Origin of the sequence: Lunatimonas lonarensis, from assembly GCF_000390185.1 — a bacterium.
Taxonomy (GTDB): Bacteria; Bacteroidota; Bacteroidia; order Cytophagales; family Cyclobacteriaceae; genus Lunatimonas; species Lunatimonas lonarensis.
Genome location: NZ_AQHR01000070.1, coordinates 66,662 through 87,574 on the forward strand (window position 1 = coordinate 66,662; position 20,913 = coordinate 87,574).

The following is a 20,913-nucleotide window of genomic DNA, read 5'->3' on the forward strand; positions in this document are numbered from 1 at the left end:
CTTAGAAGTGCTTCCAGCCCTGCGCTTTGAGCGGGACGGCTGTTCCGCTCTTGGTTACCAGGAATTTCCCCTCCTCCTCTTTGGTGATATGTCCGATAAAATGCACATCCGGATGTTTTTCCAGTTTGGAAAAATCGCTTTGGGAGATCGTAAACAGCAACTCGTAGTCCTCCCCTCCATTCAACACCGCTGTGATCGGATCCATGTTGAATTCAACCGCTGCGTCATAGGTCTCCTTGTCGATGGGCAGCTTATCTTCGTAGATGGTCATGCCCACTCCGGAAGCCTTGGAAATATGGAACAGCTCGGAGGCCAACCCATCCGAAATATCCATCATGCTGGTGGGCACCACCCCCAGGTCTCTGAGTTCATGGACGATGTCCATCCGGGCGTCGGGCCTTAACTGACGCCCGGTAATATAGGGGTACTTTTCCAGGTCAGGACGCATGGCTGGATTGGCCAAAAAAACCTGCTTCTCGCGTTCAAGTACCTGCAATCCCATCAGCGCCCCGCCCAGGTCGCCTGTTACACAAAGAATGTCGTTTACTTCTGCTCCCGATCGATAGGCGATCCGAGCCTTCTCCACCTCGCCCATGGCCGTCACCGAGATCACCAAGCCGGACCTGGAAGCAGTGGTATCTCCTCCCACCACATCGACTTTATAATGCTGGGCGGCGACGCGTATTCCCTCGTACAGTTCCTCCACAGCCTCCACCGAAAAGCGGTTGGACAAGGCAATGCTTACAGTCAATTCCTTTGGAATGGCGTTCATGGCGGCTATATCGCTCACATTTACCGCTACAGCCTTGAAACCGAGGTGTTTCAACGGACAATAGGCCAGGTCAAAATGAACCCCCTCCACGAGTAGATCCGTGGTAACTACCCGATAGGTATCCCCAGCGTCGATCACGGCGGCATCGTCTCCTATCCCCCGAACGGTGGAAGCATGATAGGTTTGGATAGATCCCCTCAACCGCTCGATCAAGCCAAATTCCCCCAGTTCACTGATTTCTGTTCTTTTAGACATCTGTCTGCGTGGATTTAATCTCCTGACACAACTCCACCAGCACCCCATTGGTGCCAGCTGGATGCAAAAATACGACTAATTTATTATCCGCCCCTCTTTTGGGGCTGTCGGAAAGCAGCGTAAACCCTTCACCGCGCAAACGCGCCATTTCGGCGTATATATCATCCACGGCAAACGCCACGTGATGGAGTCCTTCCTTGCCCCGCAGTAGGAATTTGGCGATCGGGCTGTCCTCACGGGTAGCCTGCAGCAGCTCTACCTTGCCTTCGCCCGAGCGAAAAAACGAAGTAACCACCCCTTCGGCCTCCACGGTTTCCTGCTTGTAGGGGCCCTCCCCGAGCAACTTTTCAAATAGTGCATTGGAGGCATCGAGGTCCTTTACGGCGATACCGATATGTTCAATTTGCATGTGTCCTAAACGTTTTGATTCTTAAAGGTAAAGGATTATTCATTGTTTCTTACGCTCAAGAGTAGCTTGGCAAGGGCATTCATGGGATACAGGATGATTACCTTCATGCCGAAGCGGTTTCGATTCTCATAGCAATAATCCAATATGGGGTATAGAAACGGTTCGGTCTTTCCCGAACCGGTACCTGTGGTGATTAGCGTAGGCTGAGGTTTTTTATCTCTTGTACTGAGTCGGTGCCATGCCTTTACTTGATGATCATAGGGTGGCCAAGAAGGCTTAATGACCAAAGGAGTATTGGCGGCCTCTTCAGGGTTAGCCTTGACAAAGGGAAGACGGAGTGAAATAAAAGGCCCCTTGAACATCCCATCCTGAGGATCGGTGATAAAGTCATAGAAAGCCTGATGAACCTTCTTATCCTGAAAAGTGAAGGTGGCCTTGAGATAGGCTAAAATGGACTCTTTGATTTCTATGGCTTGCTGTAGGCTGAGCATGTTTTAAAAATAGATGCTTTTTAGTTAAGTGGGTAAAACTTTTCTATTAGGAACTTATTACCCTATGAAGATAAATAAAACCCTTGTTTTATGGAAACTTTGGTCTTCCGTCATCGGTCTTCCTGCCTATAATTTTCTCTAAACTTTTCCAAAGTTTAAAACTTTGGAAAAGTTAAATCGGGATATGGCTGGCATATTTCTACAAATCTATCTCCCAGTCCAATCGGTTGATTTGACTTTGGAGTTGGGTTAGTTGTTCTATCAGTTCCTGGAAAGGAAGCGATTTTCCGTAGATCATCTGTTCCTGCATGATTTTATAATCTTCTCCCCATGCTTTCAAAATTGCTTCGGGAGGCACAAAACTCAGATATCTGGGGGCATGCTTTGTAATGTCCAGTCCATTGATGCGGGTGAGTTTGCTTCTATGACTTACTATCTCTTGGTAGAGTTCCGGAGATCGGAGGGATTTCTCGCTATACTCGCTTCCCATGATTTTATCAATATCATAGAGGTGCCTGCTCAGTCGATGTGTGCGGATGGAGGGTTGAGGTTTCTGAAACTCCTCATGCAGCAAAAACAGCTTTTCCAAAAAAGTACGTTCTACATTGACGCAGGGAATCGATGTGGCACTGTCAGCAAAAGCTTGGCCTTCAAAATAGTCACCTACAAAACTTCGAATCGGTCTTTGGGAGAAGGGTTCATGTAGGGATCGGCTGCCTATTTCGATCAATACCCTTGGCCGGATATAGTCTGAGGCCTGAGACAGGAAGGAAGGATAGCTGATCTCTATGGTTTGGGGATCTTTATCAGATGAAGCACTTTCTGGTAAGTGGAACGTAACATCCTCCAAACCTACTTCCTCAAATTTCATTTTGATTGCCGGGAAAAACTGTTCTCTGATATACTGGTGCGAAACTCTCCTGAGTTTGTCCACCTGATTTTTGCTCATTTCGCCCGTAAAGCCCAAGAACTTCCTGTCCAAGGCCAGATCAATATCTTCCGAAAAGCGCTCAATAATCCCCCAACCTTTGCTGAGCGAGGTACCTCCTTTGAATACCAAGGATCACGCCATGTCCATTTCGAAGATGCGACGAAGGATCTGTACCACCCACCAATCCTTTTCTATGGCGATGGGCTTCAATTTTGACTGATCTTCGATTCGCTTAAAGATATTGATCTTACTTTGAGCGGGTATTTTTAACTACTCCTGCATTTAGCCTTCTTTTCGTTTTGAAAGTGATTCCCGTATAATTTCCCGAATCCATTCCGGAGCGAGTCGGATATCATGCTCCAATCTGAGCGGTTCTTCCTTTTGAAATAAGGAAATGATTTTTGTTTGCTCGTCCGGGGTTACCTGATCTTTACCGATAGCTTTCAGTGCCTGAATAGCCAGCCTACTGATTTTTCCAATGGCATTAAGGTTTTTTGGGCTGGTCTTTTTAAACACAATGGTTTGCCTACCCACTTGGATTTTTCTGGCCGCACCGTCTGTCAGGTAAACCATATTCATGGGCATCTGAGTAGATAGCCCAAGGGCATGTAAAGCATATTCACCCGTAGGGATAATTCTTGCTTTATCCCGCTTGGCGATGGCATGGGCGATTTATTCTGTGGTGATAGGGATTTCTCCGATATAGGGGTCTTGTTGTGGGCGGGAGTATATTCCCCTTGTCACTCGATTGATCTCTGATTTCTCGGTTAACCTTTCCAAGGCTTTTTGAATGGTATTTGCGCTCCCAAATGCAAGAAAATCCTCGATGAAAAACAGCGAACCCCCTCTCGCTTTCTTTATCTTTGTAAGTATTTTATTTTCAGTAGTTTGTTTCACATATTTAAAGAATTTCTGTCGTCAAAATAGTAAATATTTACGACAAGATCTCATCTTTTAACAAAAAAACTAAAGTTTCCCGACACAGCATCGCCTTCCAAGAGGAAGGGCTAAAAGAGGCTTGTAACAAATAATTAAAAAATTTGTTACAGACTTTTTTTATCGACTGAATTCCATTCTTGGGCAAAGATTCAGGTAATCGGTCACTTGAGGATGAATACATTTGTACTGGGTGTACTTTGAATCTGTGATAATTAGCGTTCCCCGCTCTGCTCTACTGGTTGCCACATTAAATCTGCTGAGATTCAGCGAAAAGGAGGGGTTAGTCAGGGTTAATACCAAAATGGAAAAATCAACCGTGAGACCCTGAACTCGATCTATTGTCTCAATAGTCAGCTCCTCAAAAGATTGGCGCATATCATAAAGTTCGTCTTGGAGCGCTTCTTCTGTAGCTTTTGTCGGAGAAAGTATAGCCAGTTTGAGACTTTTATCCTCTCCGAATAATGACCTGACGAATTCTCCAACAAAAGAAAAAATATCTTTAGGTACAGAAAATGGATGGAACCGTTTGATTACATATGCCCTCTCCCTAAGAAATGGCATGAAATCGAGCATGACGTAGCCGTCACACACTGGGATGCCCCGATAGCTATCGGGGAATTCACGCGAGATTCCATCCCGATAAACCGGGACAAGTTGTGACCTCTAAAAAACAATTATAAACACATGAGATTCACCGTTTTTTGGAAGGTTAGTGGGAAAAGATGTTGAATCAACAGACAGAAAAATTACCTATTCCATTATTCCTCGCGGGTTGGAACTTTAGTGAAGATTGGCAAAAAAAAGATCGCTGACTGGAAACTATTAAGTGGGCAAATGATAATGGATGTTCGGATCCAATACTCAAACTAAATCAACATGAAAAAAAGTTTGGATTGTTGATGATATGTTCATCCATGCGACAACAAATTGCCCATCCCGTGGTCTCCCCTTTTTGAGTTCTATTTTTGCGGGTTACTGCATTTGTGCCTTATGCATCCATACAGCATTTCTTGAATTTTTTCCCACTACCACATGGACACAGATCGTTTCTACCTACTTTGGGCTCCTCTTTCACGTAAGGTGCGTATTCTGACCATATCGATGCAGGCCTGTTTTTCCTGGTATCATTTAACTTCAATTCCTTTCTTATCCGAAATGGAGTTTGATATATAGACACGTATCGACCCACGGTTTCCATTGCTTCTGAAGGATATTTGCAATAGGTTTGACTAAATAGGAGTTTTTCCGATGGGTCAACAACAAAGTTGTTGGTCCTAGGCCAGTCAATATCCAAATCCGGAAAAAGCTGTGTCATCCAAGAAAAAAAGGGTACTGATCTTTCTCTTCAAGTTCCTCATAATAGGTAGGCATAGACCTCTTCGGTTTCTTTTTCGTACCAATTTATCGCTTCATACGGCTTCCTATTCGGATTTATTTTCCCGGTTATTTTGCACAAATCCAAGCGGAGAAAAGCCTCTTCAGGTTTTCCCATACACCCGTACTTCTTCATCCGTGTTACAAATCTACTACTTTGCAACTACGCTACAAGAGAAGGTGAGGATTCCAACCCACTCAGGACGGACTATCCAGAAAAAATCACCAAATCCATTTGGATGAAATGAATTTTTCAACGCTTATTTCCGTTTAAAGGTGCGTACTGATTAAATTTGTGTTACATCACCAATCAACTAACCTATGATTACTGTTTCAGAAAAAGCCAAGGATCGGATCTTGGAATTAAAACAAATCGAAAACAGGGCGGACCAGGAAAACATTCGTGTCTCGGTCAAAGGAGGAGGTTGTTCGGGACTTATGTACGATTTGGGTTTTGACAGCCAGCTAACTGACACCGATCAGGTATTCGAGGATAAAGGAGTAAAAATAATCGTGGATCGAAAAAGCCTCCTGTATCTCGCAGGCACCACACTGGAATTTACAGATGGCCTCAATGGCAAAGGGTTTCAGTTTGTGAACCCCAACGCCAGCAGAACCTGTGGCTGTGGCGAAAGTTTTTCGGTTTAATGGCCTGTATACCGTAGTCCATTTACCTTGCTCTTTGCGCCTTCATTGGCCAAGATGCCATTGTTTTGGTATCTTGGCCTTTGTTTTTATCCAACCGCCCTTCTAAAATTTGTCTTCTATCCATTTTAGTATTTACCACTAGCCTTTATGCAGCAACATACCAAACGAATCACCCTCCATGAAACCCACGTCTCCTTAGGGGGGAAAATGGTGCCCTTTGCCGGCTTCGAAATGCCGGTGCGTTATACCTCAGACATAGAAGAACACAGGACCGTCCGGGAAGGCGTGGGGGTCTTTGACGTTTCCCATATGGGCGAGTTTTTTGTACGGGGACCGCAGGCATTGGCCCTGATACAGCGGGTTACTTCAAACGATGCGTCTCTACTCGAAATAGGCCAGGCCCAATATTCCTGTCTGCCAAACGACCGGGGCGGAATCGTTGACGACCTATTGGTCTATAAACTGGCAGAGGAGGAGTATATGCTGGTAGTAAACGCTTCCAATATCGAAAAAGACTGGGATTGGATCAATCAGCACAACCAAATGGGCGCTGAACTGGAAAACCGATCCGACGAAATCTCCCTTTTTGCCGTTCAAGGGCCCAAAGCAATCGAAGCGCTGCAGCCACTCACCGAGCTGGATCTGGGAAGTATCCCCTTTTACCACTTCAAGGTTGGCACCTTTGCAGGTGCCCAAGACGTGATCGTCTCCGCCACAGGATACACCGGCGCAGGTGGATTTGAACTGTATGTAAAAAACGACGATGCCCTAGCTACTTGGCAGGCACTTTTTGAGAGCGGAAAACACCTGGGCATCAAGCCAATCGGATTAGGTGCAAGAGATACCCTGCGCCTGGAAATGGGCTATTGTTTGTATGGAAATGACATCACCGACGAAACCTCCCCCATTGAGGCAGGCCTGGGCTGGATCACGAAGTTTTCCAAGGAATTTATCCACTCCGAGCAACTGAAAGAACAAAAGGCTTCCGGCGTGACACGGAAACTCGTGGGTTTTAAACTGACCGAAAAGGGCATTCCCCGCTCACACTACCCCATTTTGGATACGGCCGGAAATGTAATAGGCGAAGTCACCTCCGGAACACAGTCTCCCAGTATGGGGATAGGAATTGGGCTAGGGTATGTGGAGTCGGCCTATGCCAAACCCGGCACGCCGATTGCCATCGGTATCCGAAATAAAACCGTCCAAGCAGTCGTTCAAAAGCTTCCCTTATTGACAGCCTGAAAATCCCTTGCAAATCAATGAATTCGTTGGAAATCTGCTTCAGCCCGGAGTTGGTTCATGTACACGACCTTCAGGGAAAAACCGTCGTAGTAGTGGATATATTTAGAGCCACCTCCACCATGGTAACGGCACTTGCCAATGGTGTGGAGGGTATCAGGCCCGTAGAAGATCTGGAACAGTGTCGGCGCCTGGCAGGGAGCGGTTATGTTACCGCCGGAGAACGTAATGGCAAAAAAGAAGAAGGCTTCGAGTTGGGAAACTCCCCCCTCAGCTACCTTGGCGATGCCTACAAAGGTCGTAAGGTCGCAATGACCACCACCAACGGCACTGTCGCGATCGAGCGATCCAAAAAGCAGGCAGCAGAAATCCTGATCGGTGCCTTTTTAAACCTACAGGCGACCGCTGATTACCTGCGAGGCAAGCAACGTCCGGTGTTGATTCTCTGTGCCGGGTGGAAGGGCAAATTCAATCTGGAGGACTCCCTGTATGCAGGAGCGTTGGCCTCACTGCTTCACTTCCCCTACGATTGTGATGGTACCCTCGCCATGGAATCCCTGTATCGACAGGTGTCAGGCGATATGGGTGGATTTCTTAAGAAAGCCTCCCATGCCAAGCGCCTTCAAAATCAAAACATTGAAGCGGATATCGATTTTTGTCTATCGCTCGATAAGTATCCTCTGGTAGTCAGGTTGGACGGAGACGAGATTGTTGCCGAAAAAAATCCCCACCTAGCATAGGCCGGGTGGGGATCCATGATAATGAGTAAGACTTCATTAACTTATTTCGGTAAAATCACCGAATCGATCACATGGACAATGCCATTTTTTGCTTCGATGTCAGCCGCCGAAACGACTGCATTGTCAATCATCGCCTTTCCGTCTTTAAGGCTCACGGTTATTTCCTGTCCCTGCACGGTCTTTGCTTTTTGTCCATCCTTCAGATCGGTGGAACGAACCACACCGGGTACCACGTGGTAGGTCAGTACAGCGATGAGCTTATCCTTATTTTCCGGCTTAAGCAATTCTTCGACCGTACCGGCTGGCAGTTTGGCAAAAGCCTCGTTTGTCGGAGCAAATACCGTAAACGGACCATCGCCTTTCAACACGTCTACCAGTTCACCGGCTTTAACGGCCGCTACCAATGTGGATAGAAAATCGGTGCTGGCAGCCAAGTCAACGATGTCCATGTCGTCGTTTTCTACCATTGGTTTTTCCACTCGATCATTTGCAAACACGATAAACGATGCAAACAGGATCACTACGAACGTTGATACAAGCTTTTTCATGTTAGTTTGTTTTTAGATGGGCATCAGGAACCTATCCAGAGAGACAATCACCACATTTTGTGGAAGATCGGTCTTGATCGGTTTCCTGATTTCTGGTTTAGTTAGATATGAAAAAAGAACTATATAAATATATTTTTGTTAATAATATAAAAATTTTAAATACTTATTTTTATTTTTTATACTCGAAAAAGTAAATTTAGAATCGGATTTGATTTTGTTCATTTATGAAATAACCCCTAAAAAAATATTTTGTTTTTTCATCGAATCGGTTTTGTTACAAGGTCTTCCGCTAATTTTACTGGATTTCTGGTTGGGATTCCTAAATCCTTTTGTTCATGCTTTGCGTTGTAAGCGTTAATTCTTTCAGCATTCTTATGAAACCACATTTTCTGCGTCATATACTTATTTTTTGGCTAGTTGGCGGACCTATGGGACTGGTGTTGGGGCAGGGGATTCGAGGAACTGTGTATAGCGAAAACGGAACTCGGCTTCCTTTTGCGTCCATTGTCCTTCGAAACACGGGAGAGGGCGCGCCTACAAACGACCAGGGATATTTTGAGATCGCCCTGAAACCGGGCTTATATGACGTCGTTGCCCAGTATCTGGGCTATGCCACGGCGGTCAGCACAGTAGAAGTAACAAACAACTGGGCAGAAGTGGATTTCAGGTTAAAGGAACAGACCTATGCCCTTAGTGAAGTAGTGATCAGCAACAAACAGGAAGACCCTGCGCTCACCATTATGCGGAAGGCGATTGCCAAAGCCAAATTCCACCGCCTTCAAGTGCAGGAGTATACCATGAAAGTATACATCAAAGGCACCGGACAACTCAGCAATATTCCCTTTCTCCTTCGAAAGGAAATGGAAAAAGAAGGCATTAAAGCAAATGAGGCCTATACCAGCGAATCGGTATCCATCCTCAAGTTCAGACAACCCAACGTGGTGGAAGAGCAGGTCATCAGCATACGTAGCCAGGGAGAGGAAAATCAGACCTCTCCGGCTCCCTACATCGCTGCCAGTTTTTACGCGCCCAACGTAAATGAGGCCATTTCCCCATTTTCTCCCGCTGCATTTGCCTATTACCGATTCCAGTACTCCGGATCCTTTTTGGAGGGAGATGTTGTGGTAAACCGGATCAAGGTTACCCCCAGGTCACGTGGAGAACGGGTTTTTGAAGGATACATCTATATCATAGAGGATCTATGGGCCCTACATAGCCTAGACCTGAAGACATCCCTACTGGGATTTCAGATAGGGGTAAAGCAGCTTTTCCAACCGGTGGCACCCCAGGTATGGATGCCCACTACCCATACCTATACATTTTCGGGGAAATTCTTCGGGTTTGCGGGGGAATACCAGTACCTCGCAGCCACCAGCGAGCATCAAATAACGCTCAATCCAGACCTGTTGGTGGAAACAACCATCATCGATGAAAAGGTAGACAAGATACCCGATGACCTGCAACGGGTGAATCGCAAAAATCCGGCCTTGGAGCAACTTTCGGAAGCGGAAAACATGACCAGAAAGGAATTCCGAAAGCTTATCAATGCCTATGAAAAGGAAACGCTGAGCGAACGGGAAAATGCCGAGGTAATCGCCGAACGCTATTACAGCGTTGACTCAATGGCAACCAAACGGAACCTGACCTACTGGGACAGCATTCGTCCGGTAAAACTTACCGACGCGGAAATCAGGGGGTACAGGCGGGATGATAGCCTTGCCGTGGTAGAGGCGGCAAAACGTTCATCCGAAGACTCGATTGCCTCCAAGGCAAAACGAAAATTCAGTCCTATGGAAGTTCTTTCCGGCGGCCGCTACCATTTTGGCAAGGGAAAGTCTGCCGGCTTTTACCCCAACTTTTCCCGTATTTCCTATAATACAGTGGAAGGTGTCAAGGTGGGTTTGGCGGGATTTTATCGAATCGAAAGATCCGAAAAAATGGCTGACTCCACCACCGTTTTCCGCCGATCCTGGAATTTCAGACCGGAGGTACGATATGGATTTGCGAGCGACCGCCTTTTTGGGACGCTGGATATCCGCAGATCCGTAACCCGTGGCCGCCCAGGGTACACCTGGGGAATCACCGGAGGATCGTTTGTTTTCCAATTTAATGGTGACAATCCCCTGTCCGAACATGTGAATATGGCCTATACCCTTTTGCTAAGACAAAACTACCTAAAACTATACGCCCAGGATTTTGTGGAGGGGTATTTTTTCCACCGGGTCACCGATGCGTTTACCTACCGAACGCGGATTTCCTATGCCCAGCGGCATACGCTGGAAAACCAGGCCAATTTCAGCTGGTACCGTGCCAATAACCGCGAATTCACGGACAACCAACCCGAAAACATCGAAGCACCGCCAGAAGCCTTTGACCCCCATCGTGCCCTTACCTGGAAAAACTCAGTGGAGTGGCGACCGGGCCTGAAATACCGTATTCGAAATGGTCGAAAATACCCCCTTTACCAAAGTGCACCGCTGGTAAATCTGTCGTATACAAAGGCCATTCCAACAGGAAATACCCTCTCGTCTGCCTCCTTCGATTGGTTAGAAGCCAATATGGAGCACGGATTTGATTTGGGAGTAAGTGGAAAACTCCAGGTAAACCTAACTGGAGGATCCTTCATTTCGGCCGATCGGGTTTTCTTTCCAGACTACAAACATTTTGGAGGAAACCGAACAATCTTTGCCAATATGGGAGTGGCCTCAAACTACCGATTTATGGATTACTACGCCTACAGCACGAAAAGCCATTATGTAGGCGGGATCGTCCATTACCAATTTCGGAAGTTTCTGCTCACGCAGCTTCCCATGCTGCGGTTTTCAGGACTAAGGGAAAACATCTTTTTCAACTACCTGAAAACAGACCATTCTCCCCACTATTGGGAACTCGGCTATTCACTGGACAACCTGTTCAGAATATTTCGAATCGAAACCGGGGTTGGATTTGAAAACCGAGACCCGCTTCGTGGCGGTATTCGGCTAGGTATCGCCAGCTTTATAAACATAGGCAACTAAAAATAAACAGCCCCGCAAAAGGAAACGGCTTTTGGGGGCTGTGTTGATACCCATCCGGGCACAAATGGATTAAGAGAAGCTGGCATTTATGCGCGTCAACTCTCCCGCTCCTGGATTGAGGTCGGCTACCTGCAATTTATTCAATGGGGTATCCACCGTTTGAAGGATATCATGCAGATCACCAAACTGGGTTTCCACGTAGAGCAGTCCGGTAAGTATCTGCTCGTTTACACGGGCCCGTTGAATGGCCCTAACTGCCGAAACCCGGTCCTGTGGTTCCCAGTCTGTTGCGACTTTTTGAAGCCGAATCAGAGAACCATCGTGCATGGTGACCTGCGCTGCGGAACCTTCGGGGTAATCCACCCGGATTTCTTCCTGATGGGGAATGACATCAAGCTTGGCGGTCGCCTCAATGTGTTCGCGAACGTAATCATAGGATTTGGTGGATCCCGCGTTGTTGTTGAACGTGACACAGGGCGAAATGACGTTGATAAACGCAAACCCCTTATGGTGGATGGCCGCCTTAATCAACGGTACCAATTGCCCCTTATCCCCGCTGAAGCTCTGGGCCACAAAGGTAGCGCCCAGCTCCAGTGCCAAGCTCGCCAAATCAACCGGCTGAAAGGGATTGATGGAGCCTGATTTATTTTTGGAACCCACGTCGGCGGTTGCCGAATCCTGCCCTTTGGTGAGCCCATAGCATCCATTATTCATCACGAGGTAAACCATGTTGAGATTCCGACGGATCGCATGGACGAATTGCCCCATACCGATCGAAGCGGTATCCCCGTCTCCGGAAACCCCAAAATAGACTAGGTCCTTATTGGCCAGGTTTGCCCCCGTCGCCACGGAAGGCATACGACCATGTACGGAATTGAATCCGTGGGAATTGCCCAGAAAGAAAGCAGGTGTCTTGGAAGAACATCCGATGCCGGAAATCTTGGCCACCTTATGGGGCTCGATGGAAAGATCAAAACAGGCCTGCACGATGGCAGCACTGATGCTGTCGTGACCGCATCCCGCGCAAAGATTCGATATGGCGCCCTCGTATTCCTTCAGGGTGTATCCTAAATTGTTCTTGGGCAGCTTGGGATGCCTGAATATCGGTTTTACAAATGTCATAAGCTTAATGGGCTGGGTTAATGTGGGAGGTAATCGTCTTTGCAATAAAATCAGCAGTAATGGGCATTCCGTCAAAATTAAGGACAGGAACCAATTTCTCGGGAGCTACCCCCAGGTCCAGCATCAGCAGCGAACGCAACTGCGCATCGCGGTTTTGCTCTACGACAAACACCTGTTTGTGTGAAGCGATAAACTCCCGGACGAATTGATTAAACGGAAAGGCTTTTATGCGTATCGCATCCAGCTCAATCCCTTGCTCTGCCAACAGATCCCTGGCCTCCTCAGAAGAGTAGGTGGAAGTACCATAAAACAACAGGCCGTACTCACTGTTTTGGCCGTCTTGGTACACCTCAGGAGCAGGTACCAGGTCTCTGGCCGTCTCCCATTTCAGGAGCAGGCGTTCCATGTTTCGCTGATAGGCTTTGTTATCCTCTGTGTAGACCGCATATTCATCCCGCGACGTGCCCCTGGTGGTAAAGCCACCCTTCGTGGGATGGGTACCGGGGATGGTTCGATAGGGTATGCCATCTCCGTCTACATCCAAATAGCGTCCAAACCTTCCCATGTTTTCCAACTCCTGTTCGGAAAGCACCTTCCCCCTATTGTACGCTTTGGTATCATCCCAAGTGAAGGGCTCGCTCATATGATCGTTCATCCCCAGATCCAAATCGGTCATGACCACCACCAACGTCTGTAGGTACTCGGCCAACTCAAAGCTTTCGGCTGTCATCTCGAAGCATTCTTTGGGCGTGGAAGGGAACAAAAGTACGTGCCTTGTGTCGCCATGGGAGGCATAGGCCGCCAGCAACACATCCGACTGCTGGGTCCTGGTAGGCATGCCGGTACTCGGCCCTGCACGCTGTACGTCGATGAGCACCGCCGGAATCTCGGCAAAATAGGATAGGCCGATAAACTCGTTCATAAGGGAAACACCCGGGCCGCTGGTTGCTGTAAAGGAACGAGCTCCATTCCAATTGGCTCCTATCACCATCCCAATGGCCGCAAGTTCGTCTTCTGCCTGCACAATGGCGTACTTCTTTTTACCGGTTTCTTTATCCACTCGAAGCTTGGATGCATATTTTTCGAATGCCTCGGCTACCGAGGTGGAAGGGGTAATCGGGTACCAGGCTACTACCGTGGCACCACCGTATACCGCTCCCAGTCCACAGGCCGTATTGCCATCCACCAGTATGCGGTTCCCTACCAGATCCTTTCGCTCCAAATGAAAATCCAGGGGGTAGGCGAACTGCTCCATCACGTAGTTGACACCTAATTTCAGTGCCTTCACGTTGGGCGCTATCAGCTTTTCCTTACCGGCAAACTGCTCTGCCAGCAGCCCCTCCAACACCTCAAACTCAATATTCAGCAACACGGAGAGCGCGCCGACGTAGATGATGTTTTTGAACAGTTGCCGCTGACGGGGGTCAGAAAAATGGGTGTTGCACATCTCCATCATCGGTATTCCCAAATAATGGATATCCGGGCGGATGAAGTCCTGATGCATTTTCTTGGTGCTATCGTAGATCAGGTATCCACCAGACCTAACGCTTGCTATATCCTGTCGTAAACTTTGGGCGTTTACCGCCACCATCATATCCACGCCCTCCCGTCTGCCGAGGTAGCCCTTTTCGCTGACCCGCACCTCATACCACGTAGGCAGACCCTGAATGTTGGATGGAAAGATGTTTTTCGGTGTTACGGGAATGCCCATTCGAAAGATGGCCTTGGCAAAGAGGAAGTTTGCGCTGGCAGAACCTGTTCCATTCACATTGGCAAAACGGATGACAAAATCGTTTACCTTTTTCTTCGTCATCACGGCGCTTACTGTACTACTCATAAACTGCTGGCTTTGGTAACACTGTAGAAAAATTTCTGCATATCCCATGCAGAGGTGGGGCATCGCTCGGCACAAAGCCCACAATGAAGGCATACATCTTCGTCCTTCACCATGACCCTGCCGGTCTTCAACGTGTCGGACACCAAGATATCCTGGGTAAGGTTTTCGGCCGGAACCAGCAATTTTTGCCGGAGGTCCATTTCATTGTTGTTGGTGGTAAACGTAATGCACGAGGTGGGGCAAATGTCCATACAGGCATCGCATTCAATGCACCGGTCTTCTTTAAAGACCGTCTGCACATCACAGTTCAGACAGCGCTGAGCTTCCTTGAAACCCGTGGGCAGGTCAAATCCAAGTTCCACTTCTTTCTTCCGGTCCACGAGGGTCAGCTCTTTCGCGGCTTGGGGTACTGCATAGCGGGCATCTCTCGCCACCTCGCTGTCATAGCTCCACTCATGGATACCCATCTTGGTACTCATCAGGTTGGTGTAGGGCGCCGGACGCTGTCGCACATCCTTGCCTTCGCAGAATAGGTGCATGGACACGGCGGCCTGGTGCCCGTGCGCGACGGCCGTAATGACGTTTTCAGGCCCAAAGGCCGCATCTCCCCCAAAAAACACCTTCGGCACGGTGGATTGAAAGGTCACCTTGTCCACGATGGGCATTTCCCAATCGTCAAACTCAAGACCCAAATCCCGTTCAATCCAGGGAAAGCTGTTCTCCTGTCCGATGGCAATCAGCACTTCGTCGGCTTCTATGAACACATCCGGTTCGCCGGTGGGCAGAAGTTGCCGCTTCCCCTTTTCGTCATATACGGCCTTTACTTTCTGGAACATCATCCCTGTCAGTTTTCCATCCGACATCTCAAAGCTCAACGGAACGTGGTTATCGTATATCTCTACATCTTCATGCATCGCATCCTCCTTTTCCCAGGGGGAAGCCTTCATGGTGCTGAAAGGGCTACGGACCACCACTTTCACCTGCTCTCCGCCCAGGCGTCGCGAGGTGCGGCAGCAGTCCATAGCGGTGTTTCCTCCGCCCAAGACGATCACCTTTTTGCCGATTTTATGGGTATGCTCAAAGGCCACCGAGGCCAACCATTCGATACCGATGTGAATGAACGCATCGGCCTCCTGCCGCCCCGGCAACTTGGGGAGATCCTTTCCTCTCGGTGCCCCCGTTCCTACAAAGACAGCATCGTAATTTTTTTCCAATACCCCCTTGAGACTGTCCACATAGGTCAAAAACTGGGTGTGGATACCCATATCCAAAATATGGTTCACCTCTTCATTCAACACTTCTTCGGGTAACCTAAACGCTGGAATTTGGCTTCGCATCATACCCCCTCCGGCTATCTGCTCGTCAAAAAGATGGATCTCGTAGCCCAAGGGAGCGAGGTCACGGGCCACGGTCAGCGAGGCAGGCCCTCCACCAATCAGTGCAATTTTCTTTCCATTGGCAGGAAACGGCCCCTGGGGCATGAACTGCCGTACATCGCCCTTGTTATCTGCGGCAACGCGCTTGAGACGGCAGATGGCCACAGGCTCCTCCTCCACGCGCACCCGGCGGCAGGCGGGCTCGCAAGGACGATCACAGGTTCTTCCTAAAACTCCGGGAAAAACATTGCTCTCCCAATTGACCATGTACGCTTCGGTATAGCGTTCGGCCGCAATGAGACGAATGTAATGGGGAACAGGTGTATGGGCAGGGCAGGCGTATTGGCAATCCACGACCTTGTGGTAATACTCCGGATTCTGGGTATCGGTAGGCTTCATAGTTATTTTGGGTTAAAGGGGCAGAATTTATACTACGCCCTCTCTGCTAATTGCGCAATTAATTTCAAAAATTAAACAAGCGAAAACAAATTATCTTCTAACTTTTTATTTTCAGTTGGATTAAGTCACAGACTACCAATAGGCGAGCGATCGGACAAAGAAAGCCTCCCATTTTCGAAACGAAACAGTTCATTTCCGTTTACAAGCCGTTTGCATCCGGTTCCGGTTCGATTCGGATCAGATCTTGGATTTCCCCCACCGAAGTCTGCATGCGCGCGAGCGTATAGGCTCTTCCCAGATCGTCTATGGCGATCGAATTGACATAGGTGGGGATACCGCCATCGGGATAATGGATGGCTCCATGGTCTGTGTACCGGCCTTCGGCTACTTGATAAGTCACCAAATGGAGATTCTCCAACCCTTTGGCACCGCCTTTGGCAATCTGGCGTTCACCTTCTAGCCGTTTGCCGTCGCGAGTGACGGGACCACCAGTAAGGTAATACAGCGTGTCTCCGTCCGGACCAAACTGCAGGCCCAAATACCCATAGGAAAACTGGTCAAACATTCCCGAACGCTTGGAAGGCAAGGAACAAAGCCGGTCGACCACCTCTAAATTACGTCCTTTGGGGTCAAAGCGAAACAGGTATCCCGAGTTGCCATGGATGCCATAGGCCACTCTCTCCCGTTTGTGCCAAAGTACCTTTCTCCAATTATACCCCATGCTTCCGGGCTGGGTAGGGTCGTACCTGCCAAAATAATCGAGCCTCAAATTCACGTTGTCCAACACCTGAATTGGGCCGCCGACTTTTGGATCATAAAAAAGAATATCACCCTCCGCATTTGACAGGTAAACAATTCCCGTATTTGGGTCTACCAACAAGGAACGGCAGAGCACACGGTAATCCTTACCTACCTCTCCGGCTTCCCCTCGTGCCGACACCGGGCCGATTTCCCGAAGGGCTCCCGTAGTCAAATCCAAATGCACAAATATGCCTGATGGCCAGGAAATCGCGGCAATTTGGCGGCGTTCGGTGTCCATTATCATGCTGAGGATACCCTCCCCGTGGGGCATCAGCCCCAAACGTTCCACCTCGCCGGTTTGTAGGTCCAGGGACAGGAAATGGCCTCCCGGATACAACCCATAACCTTCCGGTGGGTTTTGGGGCAGTCTTTCCATCCCCTCTATCATCTCATAGAAGCCTACATGGGTGCCAAAAAACAGCTTTCCATCCGACTCATAAAACTCCACGTGGCTTTTTCCCTGTGGGATGGCCCTGCGGTCCTTTTCCCCACATACTTCGGTCAAGTCTGTGAGAAAAGTGATGGCGTCGGTTTGGGGGTCAAAAGAGTAAAGCTGTGCGCCCACATCCAACCGCTCGGAAGAGAGAATATAGTACAATTTCCCGTCACTGGCCTTGCTTAACGCGAGGTAGGTGTCGTGTGCGTAGGGAAATCCGGAATAAAAGGCTTTAGCCCGCAATTTTTTTTGTGACATGCTGTAATTAAAAAAAGATTAAACCTGATGTCTGGCAAGTGCTGCCGAATTGGCTTGTATTTTTTGGATGGCGTTGGCGATATCATCCATGTCCTGCCTGCTGCCCAGCAAAAGGCTCTGAAAAATCCATACACCGGTTTGCTGACATAGCAGGTCTGTCTCCGGACATTGGTTTTTGGCTATAAAAGCCTCGAAGTCCAACTCCTTGGCCTCGTACATTTTTTGGTAATTTTTGGATTCGAAGGCGTCTTTTAGGTAAAGCTTGTCATTCAGTGGCACGTACCCACTGGAACAGGGAATTCCCTCTGCCTGCAATGCCTTAAGGAAAACTTCCCTGGACATGCCATGAAATGCCTCCCTGTGGTAGCGGAACGGAAAAAGGTGGAAGGAAGCCCTGGTTACTTCGGGGTACAGCACATAGGGGCTGATTCCCGGAATCCCCTCGATCTTACCACGAAGGTACGCCGCATTTTGACTGCGCAACAGGGTTTCCCCATCCAGTCGGGGCAACAAGGTAAGCCCAATGGCCGCCTGGTACTCGGAAAGGCGAAGCTTGGTTCCCGCCAAGACCGCACTGACATTGGTTACGCCAATGTTTCCATAGGGAAATCCATAGGAATGATAGGAAAAACAACGATCCATAAAATCATCGTCATCGCTGACAATCGCCCCACCCTCTCCCATGGGAAGGTTTTTGGAATTTTGAAAACTAAAGCATCCGGCATGGCCTATGGTGCCCGCTTTCTTGTGATTCCATTCCGCCAGCCAGGCCTGACAGGCATCTTCGATCACCACCAGGTCATGGCGCTGGGCTATATCCATAATTTTCCCCATATCAGCTGGTAATCCGAGGATATGGACTGGCAATATGGCCCGTGTACGGGGGGTTACTTTTTCTTCGATTTTGGTGGCATCCAGCTGAAAGGTATCCGGGTCGGAGTCTACAAAAACCGGCATCGCTCCAGTCTGCAGGATAGCTACGATGGTAGCAATGAAGGTATAGGAAGAAACGATCACTTCATCTCCCCCGCCGATTTTGGACTGTACGAGGGCGGCGATCAGCGCGTTGGTACCATTGACCACGGTGAGGCATCGTTTTGCTCCCAGTGTTTCGGCCCATTTGGCTTCGAACTCCTGTACCACCTTATCCCTGGACCATACCCCACTCCGAAGCACCTTAAGAACCAACTCCTCGTCCCTATCCTTATCCCATTGCGGCCACTTGGGCCAAGGAGTGGTACGTATAGGTGTTCCGCCAAGGAGGGCGGGCTTGGACACATCGCTGCTGCCATGGATCCAAGGCGTAAAGGAGGAAAGGCCTGCTACCGCTCCTGCACCGATCAGCGCGTTGGTTTTCAGAAATTTTCGTCGGTCAATGGGTTCCATCATGCGGGTCATTTACAGTAATTAGCAACAAGATACCAAATTTCAGATGGGATCGAAAAGAAAATAACCTAAACGGTAGAGGATAGCCTGTAGACGGATTCTTCCACCAAACTTTTACTGCGTTCACGGCTCGGAAAAGAGGGAACCGATCATCCGAAGCGTACCCGCTACCAGTTCGTCTCCCCCCTCCGGCCCAATCAGCGTACTGGCGGGGATGGCTCCATAGGCCCCCCCGGCAATAGACCGGCGGGTGGGCAGGTAAGTGCCGGACCCTGCCAGCTGTACGACAAAGGTCTGTACGGCTGCGCTTCGCGCCTTCATCTGCATGCCATAATCGAGGTAGAGTTCGAAGGGATTGGTGGCAAAAACAGCGTCACCGATACGAAGCGCCTGCACCTCGATGGGTAGGGTGGGATCCTTCTTTTCCTGTTCAAATCGCTCGGCCACTGCCCTGCCCCGCTTCAAATGCGTATGGGCGGCGGTAATCTCCCGATACCAACGGGGATTCTGCATGCGCGCGGGCTCGCGATTCAAATCCTCCTTCATTTGAATAAACCGCTGCTCCCAGGTTTCTGCATCCTGTAGTGCTTCGGCCACATCTACCTCCGACAGCAAACGCCGGGAAAGCGGCAATTCTTCCATATAGTGCCCTAGGCGGGGGTTCCAAGAAATGACTTCCAGCATAAGGGGAAAGATAGCAGCCACTCCGTCTGCGATGCGCAGGGCTATCTGCCTGCGGTGGCCCATACTGCCCCTGCCAGTCTGCTCCGGGGCAAAGCCCAACAGCTCCTGCATGCGGGATTCCGCCCGCTGGCCTATCATGATATGCGGGGACTGATCTGCCGCGGCACTGACTTGGGGAAGCACATAGAGATCAGACCCAAACCTGTCCCTCAATTCAGCTCTGGTCTCATGCCAAAAATCCGCAGAGAGGTCATAAGAGTGTTCACTGACTTGGGATGGTACGGCGAGGTTGACGATCATGCCGGTTAGGTTACGGTCTTCGTCCCAGAAAAACATGAGATTGAGACTGTGGTCTTCGTGACCCTCTATATGCGAAAAGTCGGGACTGTTCGTGTTCCCGTACATCTGCGACCTACCGGATTTCAGTGCCTGAAGCCGGTTAACCCCCACCACGGCATGGGATAGCCCAAAGCTCATCCCTCCGGGGCGCCGTGCCTGCCAGGCCGCCACCGCCGCGTCGGCGATCCGATCCGCTGCAAAGGCCAAGTAGGCTGCAGGTGGAATCGCCTCGACTCCCGGGGCCATGGCATGCAGGCTTACCCCATAAAGCTCCTCGACGTCCATTTCCGTGGAAACCAAAGGTGCCGCATGCGTGTGGGTTCCGTTTAGGATAATCTGCTCGGGCGTGAATTCGGGCAATCGCTGTACCACTCGCTGTCTCACCGCCTCCCGAAGGCTGCCCTGCCCCCGCATGCCGTCGCCAATGGCAATCAGGTCGCAGCTAATCCAGATCACCCGAGTGGTCTGTCCCGCCGTAGAAGATTCCAGCGCGAGGGCTGTTGCCGTTAACGGATCCATCACGCCTTCGGACACCCGTGCATAAAACTGACCAACGATCAATACCGGCCGCTCCGGTGTGATATCGGAACTTGCCCACCCTACCCGCAGCGGTGAGGACTGTTCCCCTTGGGCAGAAAGCTCCGGTATCGAAGCCAAGAGCATTACGCCTATTACAATAAGATAGTAAAAGCCGCGAAAATGAATCGTATCGGTAAACATAGGGGCTAATTTGGGTTTGGGTTGGTTGACTCGGTGGATTAGTGTAGGAAAATACTTGAAACGCTTCAAAAAGCCTATGATTAATTGAAAAATAATGGTGTAGGCAGGGGATATGAAAGGCAAAACGATTAGGGAATATCCCCATAAAGGGGATAGTTCATTAAACTGTGTCTAAGGTTAAATCTTTCCTTC

At 49.2% G+C, this 20,913-nt stretch carries 17 protein-coding genes and 1 pseudogene; 4 read left to right on the plus strand and 14 right to left on the minus strand.

Going from position 1 to position 20,913, the window contains the following annotated elements; genetic code table 11:
- Position 1: 1 nt before the first annotated feature.
- From thiL to ADIS_RS23710, 7 genes and pseudogenes are all read right to left on the minus strand, one after another.
- On the minus strand, positions 2–1,027 hold the full coding sequence (gene thiL, locus ADIS_RS11780) for a thiamine-phosphate kinase (protein ID WP_010854744.1): 1,026 nt from the start codon (positions 1,025–1,027) through the stop codon (positions 2–4).
- On the minus strand, positions 1,020–1,436 hold the full coding sequence (gene mce / locus ADIS_RS11785; protein WP_010854745.1) for a methylmalonyl-CoA epimerase: 417 nt from the start codon (positions 1,434–1,436) through the stop codon (positions 1,020–1,022). Before mce ends, thiL begins: the two co-directional genes overlap by 8 nt.
- A 35-nt stretch (positions 1,437–1,471) precedes the next feature.
- Entirely contained in the window at positions 1,472–1,927 is a 456-nt protein-coding gene (locus tag ADIS_RS11790; protein ID WP_010854746.1) for a DEAD/DEAH box helicase, read from the minus strand.
- Between the two features lie 199 nt (positions 1,928–2,126).
- Positions 2,127–2,987 carry a nucleotidyl transferase AbiEii/AbiGii toxin family protein gene (locus tag ADIS_RS11795; protein ID WP_010854747.1) on the minus strand — a complete coding sequence of 287 codons (861 nt, stop codon included), beginning with the start codon at positions 2,985–2,987 and terminating at the stop codon, positions 2,127–2,129.
- Positions 2,988–3,140: 153 nt separating this feature from the next.
- A pseudogene (locus tag ADIS_RS11800) lies at positions 3,141–3,755 on the minus strand (DUF6088 family protein).
- A 159-nt stretch (positions 3,756–3,914) separates the two neighbouring features.
- Positions 3,915–4,370 carry an AAA domain-containing protein gene (locus ADIS_RS23705; RefSeq protein ID WP_035805737.1) on the minus strand — a complete coding sequence of 152 codons (456 nt, stop codon included), beginning with the start codon at positions 4,368–4,370 and terminating at the stop codon, positions 3,915–3,917.
- A 415-nt stretch (positions 4,371–4,785) separates the two neighbouring features.
- A complete protein-coding gene (locus ADIS_RS23710) occupies positions 4,786–5,112 on the minus strand; it encodes an SEC-C metal-binding domain-containing protein (RefSeq protein WP_035805739.1) in 327 nt (108 codons plus the stop codon).
- A 380-nt stretch (positions 5,113–5,492) separates the two neighbouring features.
- On the opposite strand from ADIS_RS23710, the gene ADIS_RS11815 reads away from it, so the two are divergent.
- The 3 genes from ADIS_RS11815 to ADIS_RS11825 all read left to right on the plus strand — a co-directional run bounded on the left by ADIS_RS11815 (position 5,493) and on the right by ADIS_RS11825 (position 7,798).
- Complete coding sequence (locus ADIS_RS11815; protein WP_010854751.1) at positions 5,493–5,819, plus strand: HesB/IscA family protein; 327 nt, start codon at positions 5,493–5,495, stop codon at positions 5,817–5,819.
- A gap of 147 nt (positions 5,820–5,966) precedes the next feature.
- Complete coding sequence (gene gcvT, locus ADIS_RS11820) at positions 5,967–7,061, plus strand: glycine cleavage system aminomethyltransferase GcvT (RefSeq protein WP_010854752.1); 1,095 nt, start codon at positions 5,967–5,969, stop codon at positions 7,059–7,061.
- 17 nt (positions 7,062–7,078) lie between these two features.
- Complete coding sequence (locus ADIS_RS11825; RefSeq protein ID WP_035805741.1) at positions 7,079–7,798, plus strand: 2-phosphosulfolactate phosphatase; 720 nt, start codon at positions 7,079–7,081, stop codon at positions 7,796–7,798.
- 41 nt (positions 7,799–7,839) lie between these two features.
- Here ADIS_RS11825 and ADIS_RS11830 read toward each other — a convergent pair whose 3' ends face one another.
- Complete coding sequence (locus ADIS_RS11830; protein ID WP_010854754.1) at positions 7,840–8,346, minus strand: fasciclin domain-containing protein; 507 nt, start codon at positions 8,344–8,346, stop codon at positions 7,840–7,842.
- Positions 8,347–8,720: 374 nt separating this feature from the next.
- Between ADIS_RS11830 and ADIS_RS11835 the strand changes: the two genes are divergently transcribed.
- Positions 8,721–11,363, plus strand: coding sequence for a DUF5686 and carboxypeptidase regulatory-like domain-containing protein (locus tag ADIS_RS11835; protein ID WP_035805743.1), 2,643 nt, complete (start codon positions 8,721–8,723; stop codon positions 11,361–11,363).
- Positions 11,364–11,432: 69 nt separating this feature from the next.
- Here the strand turns inward: ADIS_RS11835 and ADIS_RS11840 are convergent, their stop codons facing one another.
- The 6 genes from ADIS_RS11840 to ADIS_RS11865 all read right to left on the minus strand — a co-directional run bounded on the left by ADIS_RS11840 (position 11,433) and on the right by ADIS_RS11865 (position 20,721).
- Positions 11,433–12,485, minus strand: coding sequence for a 2-oxoacid:ferredoxin oxidoreductase subunit beta (locus tag ADIS_RS11840; RefSeq protein WP_010854757.1), 1,053 nt, complete (start codon positions 12,483–12,485; stop codon positions 11,433–11,435).
- A gap of 4 nt (positions 12,486–12,489) precedes the next feature.
- Positions 12,490–14,322, minus strand: coding sequence for a 2-oxoacid:acceptor oxidoreductase subunit alpha (locus ADIS_RS11845; RefSeq protein WP_155907411.1), 1,833 nt, complete (start codon positions 14,320–14,322; stop codon positions 12,490–12,492).
- A complete protein-coding gene (locus ADIS_RS11850) occupies positions 14,319–16,097 on the minus strand; it encodes an FAD-dependent oxidoreductase (protein WP_010854759.1) in 1,779 nt (592 codons plus the stop codon). The genes ADIS_RS11845 and ADIS_RS11850 overlap by 4 nt, the downstream gene beginning before the upstream one ends.
- A 199-nt stretch (positions 16,098–16,296) precedes the next feature.
- The gene (locus ADIS_RS11855) at positions 16,297–17,592 is read right to left on the minus strand and encodes an SdiA-regulated/phytase-like domain-containing protein (protein WP_010854760.1); all 1,296 of its coding nucleotides are present in this window, start codon (positions 17,590–17,592) and stop codon (positions 16,297–16,299) included.
- A gap of 18 nt (positions 17,593–17,610) precedes the next feature.
- Positions 17,611–18,981, minus strand: a complete 1,371-nt coding sequence (locus ADIS_RS11860) for a DegT/DnrJ/EryC1/StrS family aminotransferase (protein ID WP_010854761.1) — start codon at positions 18,979–18,981, stop codon at positions 17,611–17,613.
- Between the two features lie 120 nt (positions 18,982–19,101).
- The gene (locus ADIS_RS11865) at positions 19,102–20,721 is read right to left on the minus strand and encodes a hypothetical protein (RefSeq protein WP_010854762.1); all 1,620 of its coding nucleotides are present in this window, start codon (positions 20,719–20,721) and stop codon (positions 19,102–19,104) included.
- Positions 20,722–20,913 lie beyond the last annotated feature (192 nt).